The organism is Rhodococcus sp. AQ5-07, from assembly GCF_009707305.1.
GTDB classification, from domain to species: Bacteria; Actinomycetota; Actinomycetes; order Mycobacteriales; family Mycobacteriaceae; genus Rhodococcus_F; species Rhodococcus_F erythropolis.
Window position 1 is genome coordinate 4,888,463 of the sequence record NZ_CP046099.1, and the last position, 24,012, is coordinate 4,912,474.

25 protein-coding genes are annotated in these 24,012 nt (G+C 61.7%); 12 read left to right on the top strand and 13 right to left on the bottom strand.

The window, feature by feature from the left end; translation table 11 throughout:
- Position 1 precedes the first annotated feature (1 nt).
- Positions 2-577: a hypothetical protein gene (locus GJB56_RS22740; RefSeq protein WP_230091051.1), complete on the bottom strand. Its 576-nt coding sequence runs from the start codon at positions 575-577 to the stop codon at positions 2-4.
- A 150-nt stretch (positions 578-727) separates the two neighbouring features.
- Here GJB56_RS22740 and GJB56_RS22745 point away from each other — a divergent pair, with 150 nt between their 5' ends.
- Positions 728-1,192, top strand: a complete 465-nt coding sequence (locus GJB56_RS22745) for a GNAT family N-acetyltransferase (protein WP_113683406.1) — start codon at positions 728-730, stop codon at positions 1,190-1,192.
- A complete protein-coding gene (locus GJB56_RS22750; RefSeq protein ID WP_113683407.1) occupies positions 1,189-1,797 on the top strand; it encodes a hypothetical protein in 609 nt (202 codons plus the stop codon). The genes GJB56_RS22745 and GJB56_RS22750 overlap by 4 nt, the downstream gene beginning before the upstream one ends.
- A gap of 7 nt (positions 1,798-1,804) precedes the next feature.
- On the opposite strand, the gene GJB56_RS22755 is transcribed toward GJB56_RS22750, so the two are convergent.
- Together GJB56_RS22755 and GJB56_RS22760 are read right to left on the bottom strand one after the other, a co-directional pair.
- On the bottom strand, positions 1,805-2,302 hold the full coding sequence (locus GJB56_RS22755; RefSeq protein ID WP_047889329.1) for a hypothetical protein: 498 nt from the start codon (positions 2,300-2,302) through the stop codon (positions 1,805-1,807).
- A gap of 21 nt (positions 2,303-2,323) precedes the next feature.
- Positions 2,324-3,220: an oxygenase MpaB family protein gene (locus GJB56_RS22760; protein ID WP_021342356.1), complete on the bottom strand. Its 897-nt coding sequence runs from the start codon at positions 3,218-3,220 to the stop codon at positions 2,324-2,326.
- A 170-nt stretch (positions 3,221-3,390) separates the two neighbouring features.
- On the opposite strand from GJB56_RS22760, the gene GJB56_RS22765 reads away from it, so the two are divergent.
- Both GJB56_RS22765 and GJB56_RS22770 read left to right on the top strand, forming a co-directional pair.
- Positions 3,391-3,849 carry a hypothetical protein gene (locus GJB56_RS22765; protein ID WP_019746277.1) on the top strand — a complete coding sequence of 153 codons (459 nt, stop codon included), beginning with the start codon at positions 3,391-3,393 and terminating at the stop codon, positions 3,847-3,849.
- Positions 3,850-4,003: 154 nt separating this feature from the next.
- Positions 4,004-4,387, top strand: a complete 384-nt coding sequence (locus tag GJB56_RS22770; RefSeq protein WP_070796722.1) for a helix-turn-helix domain-containing protein — start codon at positions 4,004-4,006, stop codon at positions 4,385-4,387.
- On the opposite strand, the gene GJB56_RS22775 is transcribed toward GJB56_RS22770, so the two are convergent.
- The 3 genes from GJB56_RS22775 to GJB56_RS22785 all read right to left on the bottom strand — a co-directional run bounded on the left by GJB56_RS22775 (position 4,333) and on the right by GJB56_RS22785 (position 8,759).
- Positions 4,333-5,781 carry a histidine-type phosphatase gene (locus tag GJB56_RS22775; RefSeq protein WP_113683408.1) on the bottom strand — a complete coding sequence of 483 codons (1,449 nt, stop codon included), beginning with the start codon at positions 5,779-5,781 and terminating at the stop codon, positions 4,333-4,335. The two genes, GJB56_RS22770 and GJB56_RS22775, sit on opposite strands and share 55 nt — an antisense overlap.
- 378 nt (positions 5,782-6,159) lie before the next feature.
- Complete coding sequence (locus GJB56_RS22780; RefSeq protein WP_113683409.1) at positions 6,160-7,809, bottom strand: class I adenylate-forming enzyme family protein; 1,650 nt, start codon at positions 7,807-7,809, stop codon at positions 6,160-6,162.
- Complete coding sequence (locus tag GJB56_RS22785) at positions 7,806-8,759, bottom strand: cyclase family protein (RefSeq protein ID WP_003943547.1); 954 nt, start codon at positions 8,757-8,759, stop codon at positions 7,806-7,808. Before GJB56_RS22785 ends, GJB56_RS22780 begins: the two co-directional genes overlap by 4 nt.
- A 115-nt stretch (positions 8,760-8,874) precedes the next feature.
- Between GJB56_RS22785 and GJB56_RS22790 the strand changes: the two genes are divergently transcribed.
- A complete protein-coding gene (locus tag GJB56_RS22790; RefSeq protein ID WP_029254130.1) occupies positions 8,875-9,801 on the top strand; it encodes a TetR family transcriptional regulator in 927 nt (308 codons plus the stop codon).
- Positions 9,802-9,895: 94 nt separating this feature from the next.
- A complete protein-coding gene (locus GJB56_RS22795) occupies positions 9,896-11,575 on the top strand; it encodes an oleate hydratase (RefSeq protein ID WP_021332662.1) in 1,680 nt (559 codons plus the stop codon).
- A gap of 7 nt (positions 11,576-11,582) precedes the next feature.
- Here GJB56_RS22795 and GJB56_RS22800 read toward each other — a convergent pair whose 3' ends face one another.
- Entirely contained in the window at positions 11,583-11,960 is a 378-nt protein-coding gene (locus GJB56_RS22800) for a DUF5313 family protein (protein WP_003943558.1), read from the bottom strand.
- 30 nt (positions 11,961-11,990) lie between these two features.
- A complete protein-coding gene (locus GJB56_RS22805; RefSeq protein WP_020968039.1) occupies positions 11,991-12,962 on the bottom strand; it encodes a GlxA family transcriptional regulator in 972 nt (323 codons plus the stop codon).
- Positions 12,963-13,033: 71 nt separating this feature from the next.
- On the opposite strand from GJB56_RS22805, the gene GJB56_RS22810 reads away from it, so the two are divergent.
- The 3 genes from GJB56_RS22810 (at position 13,034) to GJB56_RS22820 (ending at position 16,429) form a co-directional block, all read left to right on the top strand.
- Entirely contained in the window at positions 13,034-14,350 is a 1,317-nt protein-coding gene (locus GJB56_RS22810) for an MFS transporter (protein ID WP_021332663.1), read from the top strand.
- Positions 14,351-14,428: 78 nt separating this feature from the next.
- Positions 14,429-15,982: a succinic semialdehyde dehydrogenase gene (locus tag GJB56_RS22815; protein WP_003943578.1), complete on the top strand. Its 1,554-nt coding sequence runs from the start codon at positions 14,429-14,431 to the stop codon at positions 15,980-15,982.
- Positions 15,983-15,985: 3 nt separating this feature from the next.
- Complete coding sequence (locus GJB56_RS22820; protein ID WP_113683410.1) at positions 15,986-16,429, top strand: SRPBCC family protein; 444 nt, start codon at positions 15,986-15,988, stop codon at positions 16,427-16,429.
- Positions 16,430-16,489: 60 nt separating this feature from the next.
- Here the strand turns inward: GJB56_RS22820 and GJB56_RS22825 are convergent, their stop codons facing one another.
- Positions 16,490-17,446: a proline dehydrogenase family protein gene (locus GJB56_RS22825; RefSeq protein WP_029254135.1), complete on the bottom strand. Its 957-nt coding sequence runs from the start codon at positions 17,444-17,446 to the stop codon at positions 16,490-16,492.
- Positions 17,447-17,561: 115 nt separating this feature from the next.
- On the opposite strand from GJB56_RS22825, the gene GJB56_RS31700 reads away from it, so the two are divergent.
- Positions 17,562-17,990: a hypothetical protein gene (locus tag GJB56_RS31700; RefSeq protein ID WP_230091052.1), complete on the top strand. Its 429-nt coding sequence runs from the start codon at positions 17,562-17,564 to the stop codon at positions 17,988-17,990.
- A 9-nt stretch (positions 17,991-17,999) separates the two neighbouring features.
- Here GJB56_RS31700 and GJB56_RS22835 read toward each other — a convergent pair whose 3' ends face one another.
- The 4 genes from GJB56_RS22835 to GJB56_RS22850 all read right to left on the bottom strand — a co-directional run bounded on the left by GJB56_RS22835 (position 18,000) and on the right by GJB56_RS22850 (position 22,107).
- Entirely contained in the window at positions 18,000-18,815 is an 816-nt protein-coding gene (locus GJB56_RS22835; RefSeq protein WP_070796729.1) for a siderophore-interacting protein, read from the bottom strand.
- Between the two features lie 144 nt (positions 18,816-18,959).
- Positions 18,960-20,198 (bottom strand): HNH endonuclease signature motif containing protein, encoded by a 1,239-nt coding sequence (locus tag GJB56_RS22840; RefSeq protein ID WP_113683411.1) that lies wholly within the window; start codon positions 20,196-20,198, stop codon positions 18,960-18,962.
- Positions 20,199-20,290: 92 nt separating this feature from the next.
- Positions 20,291-20,908, bottom strand: coding sequence for a response regulator (locus GJB56_RS22845; protein WP_019746299.1), 618 nt, complete (start codon positions 20,906-20,908; stop codon positions 20,291-20,293).
- Positions 20,905-22,107: a sensor histidine kinase gene (locus tag GJB56_RS22850; protein WP_021332670.1), complete on the bottom strand. Its 1,203-nt coding sequence runs from the start codon at positions 22,105-22,107 to the stop codon at positions 20,905-20,907. The genes GJB56_RS22845 and GJB56_RS22850 overlap by 4 nt, the downstream gene beginning before the upstream one ends.
- Positions 22,108-22,221: 114 nt before the next feature.
- Between GJB56_RS22850 and GJB56_RS22855 the strand changes: the two genes are divergently transcribed.
- Positions 22,222-23,268 (top strand): ABC transporter permease, encoded by a 1,047-nt coding sequence (locus GJB56_RS22855; RefSeq protein ID WP_195849557.1) that lies wholly within the window; start codon positions 22,222-22,224, stop codon positions 23,266-23,268.
- Entirely contained in the window at positions 23,265-24,005 is a 741-nt protein-coding gene (locus tag GJB56_RS22860) for an ABC transporter ATP-binding protein (protein WP_020968047.1), read from the top strand. The genes GJB56_RS22855 and GJB56_RS22860 overlap by 4 nt, the downstream gene beginning before the upstream one ends.
- The last annotated feature ends 7 nt before the right edge of the window (positions 24,006-24,012 follow it).

Below are 24,012 nucleotides of genomic sequence, written 5' to 3' on the forward strand. Positions count from 1 at the left end.
GCTAAAACGCTTGAACGAACGAGTACCAGTCGCCGTCGAACTCCTGGTATCCGATCTCGCCGTCGCGGCGGGGCTTGCCGAGATATGGTGCGCCGTCGGGTAAGTACGCCAATCCGATCGAATCGATCAGACCGCCCTCGATGTGGAAGCGGCACCCGTTGCCGACGGGCCAGACCTGCAGGACCCGGTAGACGCCAATTGTTTGGTTGTCCAACGACTTCTGGCAATCCGCGGCCACTGCTTCGAGCGAATCTTTCGACAATGCAAACGCAACACGCGAAGGGACGGACAAGGTCACGAGCGCGCCGGTGACGAGGACTATCACCGGCGCGATCGTGCTCAACCGGAGCGTTTTGTACTTCATCCAACCAATCAGGCTGAGTATCAACCACACTCCACCCACACCGAGTAATACCGAGGCGGCGAGCGCAAAGAATGGAAAGTACACAACCGGCGGCATGAAGGACCACACGATGACGCCGCATGTGAGAGCGACAAGTACTGCGGTGACAATCGCTGTCACCTTCCACCAGGATGCCGGACTTCCACGCTCAGTTGTCGGATCACCGTCAGTCATCGGATCACCCTTGCACAAGGCAGTAATTGTGGGGTGGCAACGAATGGAATTGTTGCCACTGGTTTACGTCGAGGCCGTCGTGCGTTGAACCGAGAATTGGTCACTTTCAGCGCCGGCTATCTCTCTGATGCCGGAGGGTATGGTCGGATTGTGAACCAGGATCTGATCATTCGCCGCTACCTACCCTCGGATGAGGATGTGGTCGTCGACCTGTGGTCGCGCGCTGCCCGTGAAGCCCATCCGTTCCTTACGGGTGAGGGAACGGGCGATCGGGAGCAGAAGATGCGTGAGGTCTATCTGATCCAGGCCGATAATTGGGTGGCTGAGCACAACTCCGAAGTTGTTGGCCTGTTGGGAATGATCGGCTCCGAGATCGGCGGACTGTTCGTCGCGCCGGCGTCGCAAGGGTTGGGTGTCGGTCGGGCGTTGGTCGAACACGCCACAACCATGCACGGCGAGGTGACACTCGAGGTTTACACCCTCAACGATCGCGCCCGCAGGTTCTATGCGCTGATGGAGTTCGAAGAAGAGGGGCGCCGACACGACGCCGAGACAAACCATGAATTGATCACCCTGCGTCGTACTGGTCGCGACTCCTCCCAAGCGCCGGCATGAGAAATACGGATCAGCCCAGCACGGGCCTGACACTGTGCACCGATCTGACGGCTACCGATTGGCTGGTCGATCAGGATTTGCCTTGGTATCAGTTGGCTGGGCGCGGCCCGATCGGATTTCCGAAGTATGCGCGCCTGCGGTTCATCCCAGATCCGAGCTTTCCCGGTCAGAAATTCAATGATGTCGATTTCGATCAAACCGGGCCGGAAGAGAAAGTGCTGATCGGCTTCGCCCTGGATGTGTTGTCCACTTACACAACCACACCCGACGAGTGCTATTTCTGCATGTGGACCGGGTGGGGGTCGGCAGTCGGTGATGACGTTCCGCGGTTCGAGATCCCCAATCGTGACTACTGGCTCTTCCGTGGAACGCTTGCCGACTACGCCGATTGGAGCGTGGAGAACTCAGCTCGTTGGCCGTGGGGTTCTTCCCCTGATCCGGCCTTCATCTGGCCGGCGGATCATGCATGGTGCATAACCAATGATGTCGACCCACATTTCGCGATCATCGCCGCCCCTGAGGAAGCGATTATTCGAATTGTGGCCGATTCGCGGATCGATGCCGTCCTCGACGACCCGGATATCGTTCCGCCGTATTGGCACTGACGACCGATCACGGCCAAGTCTCGAGTTCGACTACCAGCGTGTTCCAGCGGACGCCGAAATTTGTGGGGACCTGACCCGTCTCGCAGTACACCGTCGGCCCGTCGAAGACGACGTTGAAGAGACCGGAATGAATTGTCGTCAAGAGTGTTTCGTGTCGCACGAGGTGGCCGGGCCGCGCTTTCACCCGTACGCGCCCGGTGGGCTGAGTGCGGTATTGCGTCCAGAGGTAGCGATCCCACACCAGGCAACCTCTCAACCGCACCTCGCCGACGCTTCCGACATCGTCGCCGATCAGTGTCGTAAATCCGTGTCCGAGATGGGCTATGTGCTCAGTGCGGCCGTCGATTGTCACGGTCGCGATGCGTGCATCGATTTCGCAGCACACCTCGGCAGGAAGGTCCAACATTTCGGGACTGGCCCAGTAGGTCGTCGGTTCGCAAGTATCGCCAGGCATGGGGGTGTCGCGCCACGGTTCGAGATCCTCGAGCATCCAGAGTTGCGCCACCGTGCAAGTATCCCAACGCGTCTACGCTTGGGCCTGCTGGTCTGCCTGCAGGTGCTTGACCGGGCATCCCGTGGGGAAGGTGCCGAGGTCTTCGACCTTGTAACCGTTCGGGTAGCTGCGGATGTTGGGCAGCTCGCGGGCGAATTTCCGCTTCGTACGCACCGGGAAGAAGCGCAGCAGACGCGCACGGACCTTCAGCGCACCGCGCGAGACGACGCGCATCGCGGTGCTCGGGTGCTTGTAGTGGAAGGCGTCGAGTAGGTGATCGTCCATGAGGGCGAAGGCGAATCCCTTGACCAGAGCCTTCGGCGCCAGGTTGTTGGGCGGGAAGGTGCACATCAGGTCGAGGGTGGAATCAGCGACGGCCCGCGCTCCGGAGTCGAATGAAAAGTGTTCGCGCTCATAGTCGTCGAGAAGTTTGACGAACCCCTCGTAGGTGTCAGGAGTGTCCTTGATGTTCATGTACCGACCCAGGTGGCGGTAATAGTTCGTCGACCCGACGATCTCGTTGTCGGTCATCTTCCGCCAGCCGTACTCGTCGAGCCATCTGACCGGCGTGACGACAAAGGTGGCCAGAACGTAGAGCATGTCGTCGTTGGAGATGTCGTAAGAACCGTGCATCTGATTCATGCGACGGACGCTCTTGCGGCCTTCCGTGCTGCTGAGGCCGTGCTCGAGGATGGCGTCGAGGATCAGGCTGGTGTCGTCGTAGCGCTTTTGAACCTTGTCGGTGAACTCGCCCGTCGAGAAGAGGAGCTTGCCGATCGAGGGAACCGCATACGTGCGAAAGAGGGCGAAGCTGAGCGCCTGATTGATGTCCCAGGGAAACTCTTGCGCCGCGAGAATGCGCGACATCTCTTCGTAATCGGTTTCGGGATCGAGTCGATCCGTGCGACTGCGGAGGTCGTAGCGCTTCATCTGAACACTCCCTGGGACTGGTCTGCGCGCTGCAGAGGTAGGTGTGAGCTGCACCACCGACTGTAGTTCTGACAACACGCGTTGTCTAGGGGTGTGAATAGTCGACTTTCCATCGTTTCGGGCGTTGTACCAGGGGTATCCGGAAAGTGTTGTCGACCCGAGGAGCAGCTATGAGCGTCACACGCACGGCCGGGGTTTTTGCGGCCATCGGATTACCGATTGCCGCGAGCGTCATGTTCGCCGGAGTCGCCTCGGCTGATCCGCCCCACCCTTTCGGCGGCGCCGCCGTCACCATCGGGTGCCCGAATCAGGGGTCACTGGCCTCGTTGACCGGGCTCACCGGCCAGTCCGGACCAGAGTCCAATCCGCCCATCGCCAAGGGTGATATTCGCTTCGATTCGTTCCCGGCAGCTGCGCCCATCCCGGCGGCGGGTCAGGTGACCGTTGCGTGGGTCAACACAGACACGGGTAAGTCCGGAATCGTGGACCTGGTAGGGGCGTACCCGTATCTCTCTGCCACGGTGAACACCGGCGTCGGCAATGTCGTTGCGACGGCGTTCGGTTCGATCAATTGGGGCAGTAGTCCCATCTGCCAGTCGAATCCGACGATCGGCAGGTTCATAGCCTGATCGTCGCAGCCTGATCGTCACAGCCTGAACGGGCACAGGGTTGGCGGTATCGCGTGATTATCTGTCATCTCGGAGATACCGCCGTGTCCGTCCCATCCCATATTCTGAAACGTGTTAGTTGAAAGCATATTTCAGGGATGGAAAAGGTGGCGACGTGAACGGGTCGAGCGCGCGTCAGTTGATGAGCCAGATGCTCGTCGAGAAACGAAACAGTCTTGCGCCCGAAAAGGTCGGCATGCGCTGCGAGGGTGCTCGCCGCATGCACGGCCTCAGTCGGCGTGATGTCGCGCAGATTGCCGACATCAGTTTCAATCACTATCAGCGGCTGGAACAGGGTACGTCCGTTGGTGTTTCGGCTCCGGTCATCGTACGTATCTGCGACGCCTTGTTGATGGAAGACGACGAGAAGGCGCGCATGCTGGCGTTGCACCAGGCATGGGCGCGCCCTCGTCGACCGCTGGCTGGATCCCGAGTTGCCGGACCTCAGGCGGCCGGTGAAATCTCCGGTAGGCAGCGGGCCAGTTCGTCCGGCGTGTAGAAGAAACTCCCGGCGCTCACCGGAGCGCACGGGGCAGCAAATGCTGTCTCGCGCTCGTTGTAGAGCATTCGGACCAGCCGATCACCGTCCGGTCCGGCGTAGACGTCCCACTGCACGTTGGCGGCCATCGGGCTGACATTCGCTCCGCTCCAGGGGTTGTTCGCGTAGGTGTAGAGATCGCCCTCGGCCTGCGAGACGGTGCTCCCCGGCAGTTTCAGGAGCGCAGCGAAGGGGATGATCGTTTCTGCGTGTGCAAACCGGAAGTCTGCTCCCGGTACGGTGGCGTCGCCGGTGTGTTCCTGCAAGCCGCGCACGAACTCGTCGCGCAGGACGGTTGCCATCCGGTAGGTGACGTCTTCACCGGTGAAGCCAGGGCCCTTGGCGTAGAAGTCCTCGGCGTCGTTCGTGTACGCGAGCCACTGAGCGTCGTCGGAGTCGATGAACCGCTCGAAATTCCACTTGCCTTCTTCGGCCATGCCCGGAGTGATGATGTACGTGTTGTACAGCATGTACGCGGCGTCGACCTCGTTGTCGATCGTGCTGGAACCCTTGCCACGGTCGACGAGTGAGAACTCGCCCGCACTCAGCCGGTTCACGAAGTCCTCCGAGTAGAGCCTGAGCATCATGTGCCGCGAGACCTCGCGGGTGCGGGGAAGATCGGCGATCTGGTCGTCGACGGCTTTCAGTCGAGGATCGGACTCTTCGTAGTCCTTGTAGTCGGCGTTTGCATCCGAGTCGTGGAAGTAGAGAAGGTCGGCATCCGTGGTCACCGGCGCAACATCGCCGGCGACGGCCGGAAACGCACCGGTCAGGCCCTGAGCGAAGTTCTCGGCGCTGTCCACGGCACGGTCGACGCCCGACGAAGTCAAAGTAATGGTGCCCTGTTGCGCTGCGATGGCGTCGAACAATTGAGGGAGACGCTCGGTGACGCGCGCTCCGAGCTGCCGATGTTCGGTGACCCCGAGTCCGCTGAGGTTGCCGTACCCGAGCTTCTTGTTGGCTGCCATGAGATCACGAAGCGCCGGGCCGAATTCCTTGCCGACGGGAGTCAATGCGTTCTCGGCTTCGGCGATTTCCCACAGCTGTAGGCTCAGGTCGTCGTACTTCAGGCTCGACAGTGCTCTGGAACCATGGCGCGCAACGCTTTCCGTGTACACCGGGATGTATCCGGTCGGCGGCACCTGATAGTCGGCGATGCGCTGGCCGGGAGTGTAGGGCGTCTTGGACGTGAAGCCGCCGTCGCTGACGGTCGGTATCTCTGTCGAACCGGAACTCGAACCGGCGTCGAGCGAACCGAACGGTGACGCCGTGGCGATCGACTGAACGCTGCTGGTGACAAGCACGAGTCCGAGAGCGCCGGCAGCGGCCAGCACGCCGAAGCGTGAGCTTCGCATGGTGAGTTGATCCTCTCCGTCGGTGCCGAGGTGACACGACGGAAGGAAAGTTAGAACAGCTAAGCGTCCGAATTGCACCTATTTGCCCATGTGCAGATGGACGCGGGGTTACAAGTTTCGGATTCGCGGAGCTCAGGAGGGTTTGGCGGCAATCCCGATCGACACGGAGAGCGACAACGCGATGAGGGTCATGGCCAGCCACTGGTAGCTCTTGGGCGTGGGCTGCTTCTTACGTCCGAACTTGCTCACTGATGTCTCCCGTTTGTCCGTGGGTACTCAGCACATATTACTGTTCCATTACCCCGATTGCGTGGTCGACCTAAAACTGTGCGCGATCAGACAGCAGGCGGACCGTGAAGTCCGCCCGCTGCCCTGTGATCAGGAGGTCGTGCGCAGCTCCCGTCGCAAGATCTTGCCCGTGACGGTCTTGGGCAGTTCCTCCACCAGCACCACGGAGCGTGGGTACTTGTACGCCGCCATCCGCTGCTTGCAGTGATCGATCAGGTCTTCCGGGGTGACGGACGCCCCCGCGACGAGGCTGACAAACGCCTTCACCGTCTCACCGCGGTATTCGTCGGCGATCCCGACGACTGCCGCCTCACGGACTGCGGGGTGCTCGGCAAGAACGTCCTCGACCTCGCGTGGCCACACCTTGTAGCCGGACGCGATGATCATGTCCTTCTTACGGTCGACGACGTAGAACCAGCCGGCTTCGTCCATGAAACCGACGTCGCCGGTGTGGAACCACCCGTCGCGAATGGCCGACGCACTCTCCTCCGGCTTGTTCCAGTAACCGCGCACCACCTGTGGACCACGGACGACCAATTCGCCGATCTCTCCGATCGGCAGGACCGCACCGCCCTCGTCTTCGATGCGGACCACGGTGTTGGGTACCGGAACGCCGACGGACAGTGCCCCGGACGTGGGGTCGACGGGGGTATCTGCCCCGACGGGAACGGCGTGAGTGGGCGACGTGGTCTCGGTCAGCCCGTAGATGTTGTGCAGCGCAGTACCGGTCATGGCGCGGACTGCCTCGGCGGCTGTCGGCGAGATGGGTGCGCCGCCGGAATACAGCAACCGCATGGAGGTGAAGTCTTCGGGCGCGCAACCCGGAGTGTTGAGCAGTGCGGTGAACGCAGTGATGGCGCCGACTGTGAATGTCGGGCGGTGCTCACGAATCGCGTCGAGCATCACCTCGGGCTGGAAGCGGTAGGCAAGCACCAGCGGCATTCTCGCCAAGACGGACACCGCGATGTGACCGATCAACCCCGTGATGTGGAAGAGCGGTGCGACGCCGAGAACCGTGTCTTTCGGGGTGAGCCCCAGCCAGTCACGGTAGACCTGGGCGTTGAAGGTCATGTTCGCGTGAGAGGTCATCGCTCCCTTGGGCGGACCTGTGGTCCCCGACGTATAGGTCAGTACCGCAATGTCTTCCGGTGCAGCGTCGGTAGTGATCGGATCGCCGAGACGATGCTGGTCGATCAGCGTCGCGAGATCGTCGGTACCGAGATCCTTCTTCACGATTCCGTCGAAAACCCGTGGATCGTTGCGGCTTTGGTACTCGAGTTCCGAGGTGGTGATGACTCGCCTGACCGGCGAGTCGGAGACGACGTTGCGGCCGACGGACTCGTAGAGCCCCTCGAGAGCGATCAGAACCGCTGCTCCGGAATCTTCGAGTTGGTATCCCAGTTCTCGTTCACGGCTCATGGGATTGATCGAGACTGCGACGCCGCCGGCTTTCCAGATTCCGGCGAGGGCGAGCACGAATTGCGGAACGTTCTGCAGGAAGAGTGCGACACGGTCTCCCTTCGTCAGACCACCTGCTCGTAGTGCGCGGGCCAGGGCGTCACTCTGCTGATCCAGTTCGGCGAAACTGAGTTGACCGTCGAAGTACTTCACAGCCGTGGCGTCCGGATCAGAGCGAACCGTCGCCGCCAACATTTCGAGCATTGTGGGCTGTTCGACGTCGATGTCGGGGGGAACGTCGTTGCGGTACAACGCCAACCAAGGGCGATCTTCGTATGTCATTTGATGGCAACCGGATTCACGGGAGAGCCGCTGGCCTTGGCAACCTTGAGCGGTGCGGCGACGTACAAGAACGTGTACTGGCCGTCGGACGCGCAGTCCGCGGCCAGCTTCTCCAGATCGCAGATCTCGGTGAACACCACACCGAGGTTGCGCATCAATGCGTTGTGGAGAACCAGTGCCACACCGTTTTCGGGGTCGGTGGTGACCTCGTTGGCAATGGTGTCGGTGACGAGGTTCGGAATCTCCATGTCCTGGAACCACTGGACGAGTTCGGGGCTGTAGATCAAGCCGGGCTCGCAGAAGCCCTCGTAGAAGGCTTCGCCCTGGTCGAAGAACAGCTTGAGGAAGTTGGTGCGGATGACGAGAATGTCACGCTTCTCGATGGTGACGCCCTGCGCTTCGGCACAGGCCAAAAGATCATGGTGCGTGAAGGTTTCGGCCTTGTCGAGGTTTTCCTTGCCGCGGAACTTCGCCATGTCGAGAAGTACTGCGCGTCCGACGACGCCGCGGTCGGCAATCGGTTCGACGCTGGCCTTCTCCAGGCCGCCGACAGTGGTATCAGCCGAGTATCCGTTCCACAGGGCGCCGTCGTACCAGACGTGGCCGAGTGCGTCGTACTGCGTCGAGCCCTGCAGGAACGCGTCGATCTTGTCGTCCGCGTAATGCAGGCCGCCGGGGAAGTTGGGGGCGTCGTCGCCGTCCCAGCTGCTCTCGTCGAAGATCTGTGTGCGCTCGGCGGGGCTCCGTCCCGGCCAGACCGGATCACCCTTGGGATCGCCGATAAGACGTTGGAGTGTGAACACGGAACCCTGCTTGATGGTTCCGACGCCGCGAAGCACCTGTCCGGCGTCGAGGTAGTTCAGTGAACCGACCTCGTCGGACTCTCCCCACTTGCCCCAGTTACTGGGTGCGTCGCGCAGGAGTTCTCCAAGATATGGCGCCTCGGTCATGGTGATTCGATCCTCTCGCTACCGACACCGAACGATCGCTCGGGCGGACCTGGGTCTTTGTGATCCACATCATGTTCAGGCCGATAACTAGTAGTCAACACGTTCATAGATTTCCGTGGTCATCGCATTGTTGGAAATCCTATGTTCGGCAATACTGAACACTGTGACCGAATTTGAGAATGCTGTCCTGATCGGGGCGTCGATCCGGCAAGCGCGGCGTCACAGCGGGCTCTCGCTGCGTGAATTGGCCAGGCGTCTCGATGTCAGCCCGGCCACCCTCAGCGCTGTCGAGACCGGAAAGACCAGAGTCAGCGTCGACCGGTTGGCGGCAATCGGCGGGATTCTCGGAGTGCGTTTCGACGCTCTGCTCCCGGCTGCGATAGTGCGTCCGCCGGAACAGCCGCGATGGGGAGGCGACGACGCCGACCCGGACGCACATTTTCGCCCGAACGAGTGGCGAAGGTTCGGTCCGAGTTCGTTCGATCCGGTGTTGGCTGCCGCGCTCGCGGAGATGGTGAAGACCGGATATCACGGCGCTGCGATGCGTGAGATCGCCAAACGTGCGCAGATGAGTGTTCCGGGTCTGTATCACCACTATTCCAGTAAGCAACAGATGTTGGCCGAAATTCTCGACCTCACCATGGCTGAACTCAACACGAGATCGTTGGCGGCTATCGAAGAGGGCGAAAGTCCCGACGAAAGATTGGCTTTCCTTGTCGAATGTGTGACCTTGTTCCATATCTATCGGCGTGATCAAGGATTTCTCGGCGCCAGTGAAATGCGCAGTCTCACAGCCGAGAACAGGTTGCGCATCACGGAATCACGCAACTACCAGCAATGGTTGATGACGAAGCAAGTGGACGACGGAATCGCCGCCGGTGTGTTCGAGACGGATCGGCCGCGACAGGCCGCGCGTGCGATTGTCGTGATGTGTGTCTCTGTCGCGCAATGGTATCGGCCGAGTGGGCCGCAAACGCCCGAGGAAATTGCACGTGACTACGTGCGTTTTGCGCTCGATCTGGTGCGCCTTCAGCGACCGTGACGGACGTCATCCGGTTCGGGTGATGCGCCTGCGGGCAAACGGGTCCATGCTTGGAAGGTATCCGTACCGCGACTCGAGTAAGGAACGAAACCCAATGTCTTCCAATCTGTCTCACAAGGCCTACATGATCGGTGCCGGCATCGGAAACCTCTCGGCTGCCGTCTATCTGATTCGAGACGGTGAGTGGAACGGTGAGGACATCACCATCATGGGCCTGGACATGCACGGAGCGAACGACGGCGAATCCGCCGCTACGTTTCAGCACCAGTACGGCCATCGCGAACTCGGTAACGACGCGGGTTTCATCAACCGCGGCGGCCGCATGCTCAACGAGGAAACCTACGAGAACCTCTGGGACATATTGAGTGCGGTTCCGTCGCTGGACAACCCGGGAAAGTCGGTGACGGATGACATTCTCGACTTCGACCACGCGCACCCCACGCATGACGTCGCACGGTTGATCGACCGAGACGGTATTCGCAACAAGGGCGAGAACGATTACAAGCACATGCAATTCGACAACAAGGACCGGTACTTGTTGACGAAGCTGATGACGATGCCGGAGTCGGACGAGGCAAAACTCGACGACATCAGCATCGAGCAGTGGTTCGAGGACACTCCGCACTTCTTCACCACCAACTTCTGGTACATGTGGGAGACCACTTTCGCTTTCAAGCGGGTGAGTTCGGCGATGGAGCTTCGCCGGTACATGAACCGAATGATTCTCGAGTTCAGCCGCATTCAGACGCTTGCGGGTGTCACCAGGTCCCCGTACAACCAGTACGAGAGCATCATCTTGCCGATGCGGACCTTCCTCGAAGGTAAGGGCGTGAAGTTCGTCAACGAACTGAAGATCACGGAGTTCGTGTTCAAGGACACCCCGCTTCGAGACGAGATCATCGTGACGGGACTCGATTACGAGAACGTCCGCACCGGCGAGAAGGGCCGAATCGACGTGGCGGAAGGCGATTTCGTCTTCGACACCAACGGCAGCATCACCGACAGTTCGTCGATCGGCGATCTCGACACCCCGATCGTCGAAGACATGAGATACGCACCGAGTGCGCTGCTGTGGAAGCAGGCCACCGAGCATTTCTACGATCTCGGGAATCCCGACAAGTTCTTCGGGGACCGGGCGCAGAGTGAGTGGACCAGCTTCACCGTCACCACTTCGTCACATGAGCTCATCAACGAGATTTCCCGAATCACCAAGCAGCTCCCCGGAAATGCACTCAACACGTTCGTGGACTCGAACGTGCTTCTGTCGATCGTGGTTCACCATCAGCCGCACTACCACGCGCAGAAGGAGAACGAAGGAGTCTTCTGGGGTTACTGTTTGTTCCCGCGCAAGGACGGCGACTACGTGAAGAAGCCGTTCATCGAGATGACCGGCCGGGAAATGCTGGAAGAGACTCTCGGGCATCTCGAGGCACTCGACGAGAGCGGTGCGCTCGCCGCGCGCCGACAAGAGATTATGGACAGCGTCGTGAATTCGATTCCCAGCCACATGCCTTACGCCAGTGCGCTGTTCAATCGGCGAGCCGTCGGCGACCGGCCGCTGGTGGTGCCGAAGCACTCCAAGAATCTGGCCTTCATCAGTCAGTTCGCGGAGTTGCCGTTCGACATGGTGTTCACCGAGCAGTACTCGGTGCGCTGCGCTCAGGTGGCCGTCTACAAGTTCCTGGGGATTCCGGAAGACAAGCTCACCAAGATGCATCACTACGAGAAGGATCCGAAGGTCCTCGCCAAGGCCGCAGTGACGATGTTCCGCTGAGGGGTGCTCAGCGACCGTGCCGCTTCTCGTAGTCCTCGCGAGTGCGATCGGCACGGCGCTGGGCCTTCTCGTCGAGCAATTCGGGATCGAGTCCGTGACTCAGCAGTCGGTGACGGCGGTAGATGGTCCCGAGCGCCACGACGAAGTACGCGAGCGGGATGAGCAGCAAAGCCATCATGGCCAAGGGAATCCAGATCGGTCCCGGAATCAACAGGAACAGCAGAAGAATCAGCGTCGCCGGCACGGTGAAACGAATGATGTAGCGAGCCTGCGCACCCGGTCCGACCAGATCGTTCCGCACCCAGTCCTGGTACCGGTCGGGGAGCGTCTTCCCCAGGAGGTATCCGCAGTACTGGGGAAAGTTCGGGCGAGTCTGTTCGGCCATGGTCTCCAGGATAGTGCCTGGTACTGCCGCTTACGCCGGTGCCTTGAACGTGCGTCGGTAGGCGCTCGGTGAAACGCCGAGCGCCTCGTTCATGTGTTGACGCATCGATGTCGCGGTCCCGAAGCCGGTTCGAGCTGCAATTGCATCGATCGACAGATCGGATTCCTCCAGCAATTCACGTGCCCGATCGACACGTCTGCTGGTCAACCAGCGGTTCGGTGTGGTTCCGACTTCGTCGCGGAATCGACGACTGAAGGTGCGGACGCTCATGTTGGCACGCGTCGCCAGGTCTGCCAGCGTGATCGGATCGCCGAGATGTTCGAGGGCCCAGTGCCGAGCGTCGGCAGTCGATTCCGAAGGCTTGTCGGCCAGTGGGCGGCGGATGTACTGCGCTTGGCCACCGTCGCGCCACGGCGGTACGACGCAACGCCTCGCGACGGTGTTCGCCACTTCCATGCCGTGGTCGCGCCTGACGATGTGCAGACAGAGATCGACGCCTGACGCCACGCCGGCCGAGGTCAGGATGTGGCCTTCGTCGACGAACAGCACGTCGGGATCCACGTTCACCTTGGGATAGACACGCTGGAAATGGTCGGTGTTGCGCCAATGTGTCGTGGCGCGGAGTCCGTCGAGCAAACCGGCCGCGGCGAGGATGTACGAACCGGTGCAGATCGAGACCAGCCGGGTCCCCGGGCGGATGTGTTCGAATGCTGCGGCCAATTCGGGGGAGAGATAACCCTCGTCGAAGGCCGGGCCCAATTCGTACGACGCCGGGATGACGACGGTGTCGGCGGTGGCGAGCAACTCGCTCCCATGGTCGACCGAAATGCTGAAGTCAGCGTCGGTCTGCACGGGATTGCCGTCGACGGTGCACGTCAGGATCTCGTACAGCGGCCGATCCTCGACGTCGATGGCACGCCCGAAGATACGCGCGGGGATCCCGAGTTCGAAGGGAATGACTCCGTTCAGAGCCAGTACGACGACGCGATGCGGACCAGACATGGCTCGATCCTTTCATATATTGGCAATCTGGCCACTGTTCTCGATCGAATCCGAACTGCAGAATTCTCTCTGTGACTTCTGAGACCGCTCTCCCCGAATCGGGCCCGCAGCAGGTGAGCCCCCCGCGCTTTCACCGCGCGTGGTCCGTCGCGATCGTGGCATTCCTGGCATTGGTCGGTGCGGCGAGCTTCCGCGCTGCCCCATCGGTGCTGATCGATCCGCTGCACGAGGATTTCGGGTGGTCGCGCGCCAGCATCTCGGCCGCCGTCTCGGTCAACCTGATCCTGTACGGGCTGACCTCGCCGTTCGCCGCTGCCCTGATGGAAAGGTTCGGTATCCGGGCGGTCGTCACTTCGGCGTTGGCGCTCATCTCGCTCGGCAGTGGTCTCACGATCTTCATGACCTCGAGTTGGCAGCTCATTCTGCTGTGGGGTGTGTTCGTCGGCCTCGGTACGGGTTCGATGGCGCTGGCGTTTGTCGCCACCGTCGTCGATCGCTGGTTCGTCGAAAAGCGTGGTCTCGTGACCGGCATCCTGACGGCCGGTGGTGCTGCCGGTCAGCTGGTGTTCCTGCCCGTCCTGGCGAAGCTCGCGGAAACGTACGACTGGAAGAGCGTCGCCTTCACAGTTTCGTTTGCCGCACTGGCCGTCGTGCCGTTCGTTCTGCTGTTCCTGCGTAACTATCCGTCAGACGTGGGAACGACGCCGTACGGCGCGCCCGCCGATTACGCCCCACCCGCCAAGCCTGTCTACCAGCGCGGCGGCGCCGGAGGCCGGGCGATCTCGGTGCTGGTGATGGCGTCGAAGACCAAGGTGTTCTGGCTTCTCGCCGGTACCTTCGCGATCTGCGGCGCGAGCACCAACGGCCTGATCGGAACGCACTTCGTCCCGGCGTCGCACGATCACGGAATGCCGATCACGACGGCCGCGTCCCTGTTGGCGTTGATCGGAATCCTCGACATGGTCGGCACCATTGCTTCGGGTTGGTTCACCGACCGGATGGACTCGCGAAAACTTCTCGGCATCTACTACCTCTTCCGCGGAATCTCGCTGCTCTTCCTGCCGCTGCTGCTCGCCAACACCGTGAATCCGCCGATGATCGCGTTTGTCATCTTCTACGGGCTCGACTGGGTGGCGACGGTTCCGCCGACGGTCGCGCTGTGCCGTCAACACTTCGGCGCCGACGCCCCCATCGTGTTCGGTTGGGTGCTGGCATCTCATCAGATCGGTGCGGGTCTGGTGGCCTTCTTGGCCGGCCTCGTTCGTGATCAGATCGGCTCGTACGACGCTGCATTCTTGGTGGCCGGCGCGCTCTGCGCGATCGCTGCAGTCATGTCGTTGTTGATCGCAAAACGTCCGAAAGAGGCAGTATTGGTTGACTCTGTCTGATTCGGCACTGTGATCGGTACCACCGACGGGGTAAGTTGTGTGTAACTCCAAGAACTACTCACCAGTAGGGGTACTGAAATGCCTGCTCCGTCCGCTGCGACCTTCTCGCGGCTCGCCGATCTGATCGCCATCGACAATGTTGCCGATCGCCCGACGAAGTCCATCACCGAGGTGTTCACCGGCAAGGAGCTGGCGACCATCCCCGTTGGCACCGCCGACGACGCACTTGCGGCCATCGCCCGTGCCCGCGTCGCCCAGAAGGAATGGGCCAAGCGCTCCGTCCTCGACCGCGCTGCCGTCTTCCACCGCTACCGCGATCTCATCCTGGAGAACCGCGACGCCCTCATGGACATGGCTCAGGCCGAGACCGGAAAGTCGCGTACCGCAGCTCAGGAAGAAGTCCTCGACATCTCGATGACGTCGCGTCACTACGCACGTGTGGCGCCGAAGCTGCTGCGCCCGCGTCGCGTCTCCGGCATGCTCCCGGGTCTGACGAAGACCGTCGTTCGATACCAGCCCAAGGGTGTCGTCGGCGTCATCTCGCCGTGGAACTACCCGATGACGCTGGCCGTGTCCGACGCCATCGCCGCGCTGCTCGCGGGCAATGCCGTTGTCCTCAAGCCGGACAGCCAGACGCCGTACTGCGCGCTCGCCTGCGTCGAGCTGCTCTACAAGGCGGGACTGCCCCGCGACCTCTTCGCCGTGGTTCCCGGACCGGGCTCCGTCGTGGGCACCGCGTTGGTCGAGAACACCGACTACCTCATGTTCACCGGTTCCACCGCGACCGGTCAGCTCCTCGCCGAGCAGGCCGGCCGTCGACTGATCGGCTTCTCCGCCGAACTCGGTGGCAAGAACCCGATGATCGTCGCGGCCGGCGCAGACCTGCGCGAGGTCACCGACGCCGCTGTGCGTGCGTGCTTCTCCAACTCCGGTCAGCTGTGCATCTCCATCGAGCGCATCTACGTCGAAGAGTCCATCGCACCCGAGTTCATCCGTATGTTCGGTGACCGCGTCAAGAAGATGAACCTCGCCGCCGGTTACGAATTCGGAATCGAGATGGGCAGCCTCGTCTCCGAGGCCCAGGTCAAGGCAATCTCCGCGCATGTCGACGACGCAGTGGTCAAGGGCGCCACCGTCATTGCCGGCGGCAAGGCCCGCCCGGACATCGGACCGCTGTTCTACGAGCCCACGCTGCTCACCGGGGTTCCCGAAGACGCCGAGTGCTACCGCGACGAGACCTTCGGGCCGCTCGTCTCGATCTACCCCGTCAAGGACGTCGAAGAGGCCATCGCTGCGGCCAACGACACCGAGTACGGCCTCAACGCCAGTGTGTGGGCGGGAAGCAAGGCTGCCGGCGAAGCCATCGCAGCGCGCATCCACGCCGGCACCGTCAACGTCGACGAGGGTTACGCACCCACCTGGGGCAGCACCGCAGCACCGATGGGCGGCATGGGTGTCTCGGGCGTCGGTCGTCGTCACGGCGCCGAGGGGCTGATCAAGTACACCGAGCCGCAGACCGTTGCCACCACCCGCGTCATGAATCTCGGTGGACCGCGCGGACTTCCGGCCAAGGTGTGGGCAAAGCTCATGCCTCACGCCATCAAGATCATGTCCTGGGTTCCGGGCCGGTAACGGGTGGAAACCGCCAGCGCGTACATCGAGGCAACTCCGGTATCGGTGTGGAAGGTTGTCAGCGACATCGAAGGTATGGGTCGCTTCAGCCCTGAAAACACGGGCGGAACATGGACTTCCGGAACCCCGGGCACCGTGGGCGCAAAGTTCAAGGGCACCAACAAGCACGGCCTGATTCGGTGGAGCACGCACTGCACGGTGGTCGACGTGGTCGACTGCCGGAAGTTCTCCTTCGAATCGGACGAGCCGAAGGCTCGGTGGACGTACGTGCTCGAACCTTCGGGAACGGGCACTGTACTTACCGAGACTCGTGAAATCTATGCGACGCCTGCGCTTTACGTCCGCGTGATGTCGGGTAGCGGCCTACTCGGTCGGGGTCGAGATCAGCTGATGCAGACCGGAATGGAAACCACTCTGGCGCGCATCAAGGCGTTTCTGGAGAGCTAGAAACATACACAAGTGGGGCTGCACTCGAATCGAGTGCAGCCCCACTTGTGTTGCTGCGGATCAGTTTGCAGTGGTGACAAGCGCGGCGTCGACGAGCGCGGTGTAGACACGCTCCGGCTCTTCGGCGATGCGATTGAGTACGTACAGCCACCACTGTGTTCCGAAGATGACGTATTCGCGTGTGGTGAAGCCCGCGGCTCGGAGTGCGTCCAGTTGCTCGGTACCGAGACCGAGCAGCATCTCGAACTCGACGTGCTCGCCTCTGAGCTTCGAATCATGCTCGGCACGTAATGCTTCGAGGATGTCGCGGTCATGCGTCGCGATGGAAACCTGGTGACCCGATTCGACGATTCGGGCAGCGTAGTCGAGATACGCGCTGCGCAGTTCGGCACTACCGCGCGGGTAGGCGACGGATTCGGCTTCGAGGAAGGCGCCCTTCACGAGACGGATGCGGCCGGGTCGGTCCAGCAGAGCGGCGAGATCCTTTGCGGTCCGGTGCAGTCGGGCCTGAACAGTGATCCCCACGTGAGTGAAGCGCTCGGCCAGCCGCGCGTGCATGTCGAGGACCAGGTCGGTGCGATCGGACGCTTCGGCGGAGATGATCAGCTCGGCACCTGCGCGTTCCGTGGTCTCGGCCAGGCGCACGACATTGCGAAAGCACTGCTCCGGATCGATCACCAAGCCGATGTGCGAGAGGTCGAACGACACGGTGCTCTCGACACCCGACGTGCCGATTCGTTCCGCGAGTTCCACGAAAACATCGGTTTCGGCGTTCGCGAGCTCGGGATCCCGGACGCTTTCCCCGGTGTATTCGATGCTCGCCTTGTGTCCTCGCGCGAAGATCGAGGGGAGGCGGTCGAAAGCGTCGTCGATGGTTTCGCCGCCGATGTAGCGAGCGGCGACTTTCCGTGCGAGTGCTGCAGTCGCAGCGTCCGCCATGGTGCGTTCTTTCAGGGATTCGTCGAGTGCGAGGCGGCGTAGGACGTCTGCGGCCTGGGCTTGTAGATCCGTGTTCACGGCTTCAGCGTATCCGGACGAGGGTGCGGGAATTATTCTCCGGACCCTTGCGTTCGATCTATTGTCGATATATCGTCGATACGTCAAACAAACACAGACAGTCCAGGAGGACAACATGTACGCCCCACACAACAACCCAGAAATGCAAGAACGTCGCGAGCATGGCCGCCGAGGCCCGCATCGTGGACACGGTTTCCGTCGAGGATTCGATGGAGAGCGCCCCGAGGGTCGCTTCGAAGACCGAGCAGAAGGACGCCCCGAAGGCCGACGCGGTCGCGAAGGTCAGCGCGGACACGGTCGTCCCGACCAGCGTGGACACGGCCGCCCTCACTTCGGTGAAGCCGGCGCAGCGCTCCGTCCCGCGATGGGTCTACTCCGAGGTGCCGCTGTCGCGGTAGCCGCAGGTGGGACCGCTGAGCAGGTCGCCAAGGCAGAGGCAATTCTTGCCGAGGCACGCCGTGCACTGTTCGAGATGCTGGCGGAAAAGCCGGCTGACGTGCAGCAGGCTCACGCAGAATCTACCGACACACTGCCGGCAGAGTGATTACGGCGCTCAGGCGCCGACGGTGACTTCCTCGCTGTTCATGCCGGAAACGTGGCCGTCGGCGCCCTCTCGCCAGTACCCGACAACATTGTGCTTGTCGCGAGCAATTCCTCGAACTTCCCTCAGATGCTTACGAATACGACGGCTGGTTGCGCTTTCGCACGCCACCCACGCGTAGACGTCGGCCGATTCGGATTCGGGAAACTCGATCTTCTCCACAGCCTCGAACAGCGCGCTCGGCGCCTTTCCGAGGCCACTCCCCACGAGCCACGTGTACGTGACGTCGCCGCGAGTGACAAATTCCTGTCGATCCTCTTCGGTTTCGACCTCGATGATCGCCTGTGCGACATCGCCCTCTCGAAGTTCTTCGACAATCCTGCCCAGTCCGGGGAGACCCGTGGCGTCTGCGACCAGCAGCTGCCAGCGAGGACCCGCCGGTGCTTGGTAGTGGGACCGCGAACTGTCCGACCAGAAGACGCCTAGTAGGTGACCTGGTTCGGCCCGCAGGGCCCAATCCGCTGCAATGCCGCCAGGGTGCACGACGAAGTCGATGTCCAGACGTCGGCCGCCGTCGTGCACCTTGCGCACGGTGTAGTGCCGCCACGGTGGCTCGGTTCCGAGATCGGCCTTGCCGTAGTCGGGATTATTGAAGTAGTCGTAATCTGCTTCTGTTTCACCGGGTTTCGGGAACGCGATATCGATGCGCTCGTCGCCTTGTCCGCCGGTCGGCCAGTGCCAGTCGCCTTCTGCCTCGATGCTGATTCGCCGCATGTGCGGGGTCAGGGACGTGACGGTGACAACGCGGGCGGGTTCGCAGAAAGACATGCCTCGACCCTATTGGTCCTGCGTGTCGAAGTGGAGACAGATGCTGTCGCAAGACGGACATCGAGCGCAACCGAAAATGCCAGCGTATGCCCCGGGGCATGGTTATTCCCCGGGGCATACGCTGGCATTTTCAGTTATGCCCGTTCAGGCGGCTGTCGGTGGGCTGTTCCCGCCGATCGGATGTTGATACGGATCGATCGACATCGGTGGGTAGAACACCGTCTTCCGATCCGGGCCGACCTCGACACGCCACTCGGTGTGGTGCAGCGTCCGATGATGATGACCGCACAACAAGATCAGATTGTCGAGATCTGTTGGGCCACCATCATTCCAGTGAACAATATGATGAGCATCGCACCACCCCGACGGAGTCCCACACCCCGGAAACGCGCACCCGCCATCACGAACTGCCAACGCCCGCCGCTGCGGCACCGTCGCCGTTCTCGCTTCCTTACCGCAGTCGAGCGGAACACCATTCTCATCCAGGAGGATCCGGGTGACGGTGCAGTCGCACGCCAGCATCCGGGCAGTGTCGATACTGATCGGGCCCACCCAATCCGTCCACGCAAACCCCAACTCCTCAGTGGACGGCAACAGGTCTTTCAGAACTTTAAGGTCCGTCATGTCTTTCGCCGACGCGGTCACCGTGATGTGCGGTTTCACGCCGCCCTCGATCGGACCCAACCCCGCCCGCTCATACCGGCGCAACAATTCACAAAACCCATCCGCACGCCGTAATGCAGGAGTACGGGTGTCCTTGACACCGTCCCTCTCCGGCGTCGGAGCCGACAGACTCGACAACAACGTGATCAGACGCGCCCCGTTCACCGCATCCAGATCACCCTTCACAGTCACTCTGCCGTACAAGCCTTTCGAGGCGTAGAACTCATTCCGCTCCGAATCTTCCCCGACCGGAACACCGTCCTCACGCTTGCCATATTGCTTCTCGATCCGCCGGATCGCCGCCCGCACCGCATCACAATCGGCAATGTTCTTCGACGCCAGGCCAAGCAGAATCCCCCGGGCCTTGTCCACATCCGCCAGGGTCATGTTCTTGGGCGGATGCTGACAAAACGACGCCACCTGACGGGCTTTCAACGCATCAACGTCACCCCGGTGAAACGCATCGCCGACCACAGGTTCGAGCATCAACAACCGCGCCAACCCGACCAGCAGACTGCACTCACCGATCTCCAAATTCGTCGACCCGTGCAACCACTGTGCGATCGCCCGAAAACCCTTCCCGCCGAGAACCTCACGGGAAAACATCTCCACGATCAGCAACACCATCCGCGACTGCAACTCGTGCCGGGCACGCACCAGATCGAAAACCTCACTCTTGAGGTCCTCACCATCCAGTTGCCACGCATCCCGACTGTTCATGAAGCAATCATATTCGAACAGAGTTTCGAACACAAGAGAATTACAAGCGAAAATTACTGCTGTCCAGCTACTTTCGACAATTCGGACAAACGTCAGATCGAACCCAGCTCCCGCGCACGAGCTACCGCCGACGTCCGCGACTTCACGCCCAACTTGCCGAAGATGTGGACCAGATGCGATTTGACCGTGGTCTCGCTCAGGAAAAGTTCTTTACCGATCTCTCGGTTGGATCGACCCGCCGCCACCAACTTCAGCACTTCGATTTCCCTTGGACTAAGGCTGGTTTCGGGTTTGCGTACCCGAGTCATGAGCTTCGACGCGATGGCAGGGGAGAGAACGCTGTCCCCGCTCGCAGCGGCGCGGACGGCCGACAGCAACTCGACCGGGGGTGTGTCCTTGAGTAGATAGCCGCTGGCTCCGGCTTCGACGGCGCTCAAGATATCCGCGTCCGTGTCGTAGTTGGTCACAACGAGTACGTGCGGCGGATTCGGCAGCGCGCATACCGCGCGGGTGGCGTCGACCCCGGTCTTGCCTGGCCCGAACCGCAGGTCCATGAGCACGAGGTCGACCGGCGTGGTGGCGCAGAAGGCTATGGCTTCCTCGGCGGTCCCTGCTTCGCCGACCACCTCGATGTCGGATTCGCTTTCGAGCAGCGCTCGCAGCCCGGCGCGCACGATCGCGTGATCGTCGGCGAGCAGCAGGCGGATCACTGTTCACCGACATCGAGGGGAAACGTCACCGCGACGGCCGTGTGTCCCGGCTCCGACTCGATGGAGAACGTTCCGCCCTGCAGTTCGACGCGTCGTCGAATTGCGTTGAGGCCAAAAGATTCCGCCGGTCCACGTTCGAGAACTTCCACGTCGAAGCCGCGGCCGTTGTCGACCACGTCGAGGCTGACGGTGTTGTCGGAATACGTCAGTGTCACAGCCATTCTGGTTGCATCCGCGTGGCGGAGAACATTGGACACCGCACCCTGGGCGATGCGCACCAGTGTTGCTTCGAGGGGCATCGGCAGCCGGATTGCCTCACCCTCGACCACGGATCGTGCTTCCAGTTCGGGACTGCTCGCGCGTTCACAGATTCGACGAAGCGCATCGGCGAGCGACTGACCGTCCAGGGCCGCCGGTGTCAATTCGGCTATGAGTTGGCGGGTTTCGGCAAGACTGTCCGCTGCAGTTTCCCGTGCGAGGCTGATCTGCCGGATGGCCGGGCTTTCCGGATCGGCGCGTTCGGCAGCGTGGAGGAGCATCTGGATGCTCGAAAGTCCTTGGGCCACGGTGTCGTGGATCTCGGCCGCGAGCCTTTCACGTTCGGCGAATTTTCCGGCATCGCGAGACGTCGACGCCAATTCTTCACGGGTGTTCATCAATTCGTCGATGAGACGTCCGCGCTCGGCTGCCTCGCGGTACAGCGCTTGGTATCCGAGACCGATAGCAACGGCTACGGCGGCGCCGATGATCGGTCCGACGGCGCCGGCCACTGTCCACCCGCGATGCAATCCGGTGCCGATCACGGCGACAGCCGTTGCCGCGGTGACGGCCAGCAGGCTCCAGGGGCGCCGCAGAATATGGAGATAGAGGAAGAAGAGTCCGAATGCGAGGTAGGCGGCGTCGGCGGATACCGCCATCGTCGCGATCCAGACGAGGGTCAGCACGGCCAGCCACCAGCGGGCAGCGTTGCCGCGCAGCCTTTTGGCAACGCCGAAAAGATAGACGGCAACAAAGATCACGGCCAACGCGATGATTGTTGCGGTGAGGTCGGATTCGTCGATCAGCGCTCGAAGAAACACCACACCGGCCAGCGCCATGACAAGGACATGCAGGCCCAGTTGTAGGCCGGCGAAGACAGGCGTGAGCGGAGATCGGTGCATCTCGCCCAGCTTAGCGAGGTTCGGGCCTGGTTCATCCATCAAAAGTTGTAAACCGGGATGGTTCTTTCGAGCGCTGGAATGTCGATCCGAGGTGCGATGGAAAAAGTCTGCATCCGCGAGAGCGTAGAGGCAAGCACAGGAAAGGAATTCACAGTGTTTGTCGCAATGAGGGACTTACGGGCAGCGCGAGGTCGTTTCGCGCTGATCTCCGTCGTGGTTCTGTTGGTTGCACTTCTCGTCAGTTTTCTCAGCGGGTTGACTGCAGGACTTCGCCATCAGAACGTGTCGGCCATCGAGGCCATGAATGCCGACACGGTGGTGTTTGCAGACACCGGAGCTGGGGCGTCGTTCGACGAGTCGGCGCTCACACAGGACCAGGTCAACGCCTGGGCCGGGGCCGCGAAGGATGTCGATCCCATCGGAATCGGCCGCGGGAAGGCAGGATTGGCCGACGGAAATCAGAAGTCGGTGGCCCTGTTCGGTGCTGACGGCGGTTTCGGTGACGTAACGCCGTCGGCGTCAGGCACGGTGGTGTTGAGCGAAGGTGCCGCCCGCGATCTGGGGGCGGGCGCCGGCGATCAGGTGAGCGTCGGTACGCAGCAGTTCACCGTCAGCGACGTTCGCGGTGACGACTGGTACAGCCATTCGCCCGTCGTCTGGATGACGCTCGGTAACTGGCAGGCGGCCAATCCACGCGGCGGAGTTGCGACAGTACTGGCTGTCACCGGAGCCTCCGACGCTTCCGCAACGGACAAGTCAGCCGCGACGACGTCGACGACGGTCAGCGGTTCGCTCGACGCGATCGGTTCGTACAAGTCGGAAAACGGGTCGTTGACGCTGATGACGCTCATGTTGTTCGCGATCTCGGCCCTGGTGATCGGTGCGTTCTTCACGGTGTGGACGATCCAGCGAACCCCGGACATCGCGACGTTGAAAGCGCTCGGCGCGACTACTGGTTCTCTGGTGCGCGACGCACTGGGCCAGGCGCTCATCGTTCTGATCGCCGGCGTCACCGTCGGAATCGGGCTGACGGCCGTGGCCGGCTCGCTGATCGGAGACGCCATGCCGTTTGTCCTGGACGCATCCACGACCGTCGTACCTGCCGTGGCATTGATCGGACTCGGTCTGCTCGGCGCGGCCTTTGCACTTCGATTCCTCTCGACCACCGATCCACTCACAGCAGTGGGGAGCGCACGATGACCATGACAACCGGCACCACAGTTCTCGACATCCAGAACGTCGATCTGACGTTTCCCGACGGGCAATCGCGGGTGACGGCGCTGGACGACGTGTCTCTGCGACTGCACCGCGGCGAGATCGCCGCAATCACCGGACCTTCGGGTTCAGGCAAGTCCAGCCTGTTGGCGGTGGCGTCGACCCTGATCCGTCCGGATTCCGGGCACGTCTATCTCCGGACGCCGGAAGGCAGCACCGACATAGCGGCGCTGAGTCGGAGGGCGGCGTCGGAATTGCGACGCTCGTCGATCGGAATCGTCTTCCAGCAGTCCAACCTCGTGTCGTCGTTGACGGCTCTGGAGCAGCTCGAGGTGATGGCGCATCTGGGGCAGTCCGTTTTCACGTCACGGACCCGTCGCAAGGCCGTGAAATCAAAAGCGATGGATTTGCTGGACGCTGTCGGGCTCGCGGATCAGAGCGGAAAACGACCGTCTCAGCTGTCGGGTGGGCAGCGACAGCGCGTCAATCTCGCGCGAGCATTGATGAACGATCCGCAGCTTCTGGTGGTCGACGAGCCCACCAGCGCGCTCGATCAGGAGCGCGGTGCCGCTGTCATGGATCTGATCATCGGGGTGGTGCGGGAACACGAGGCGGCAACCCTTCTCGTGACACACGACCGAAGTCACCTGTCTCGGATGGATACTGTCTATCGTGTTGTTGACGGTTCCTTGGCGGAGGACCAGGAGGCGCTCGCGGCGTAACTCAGGC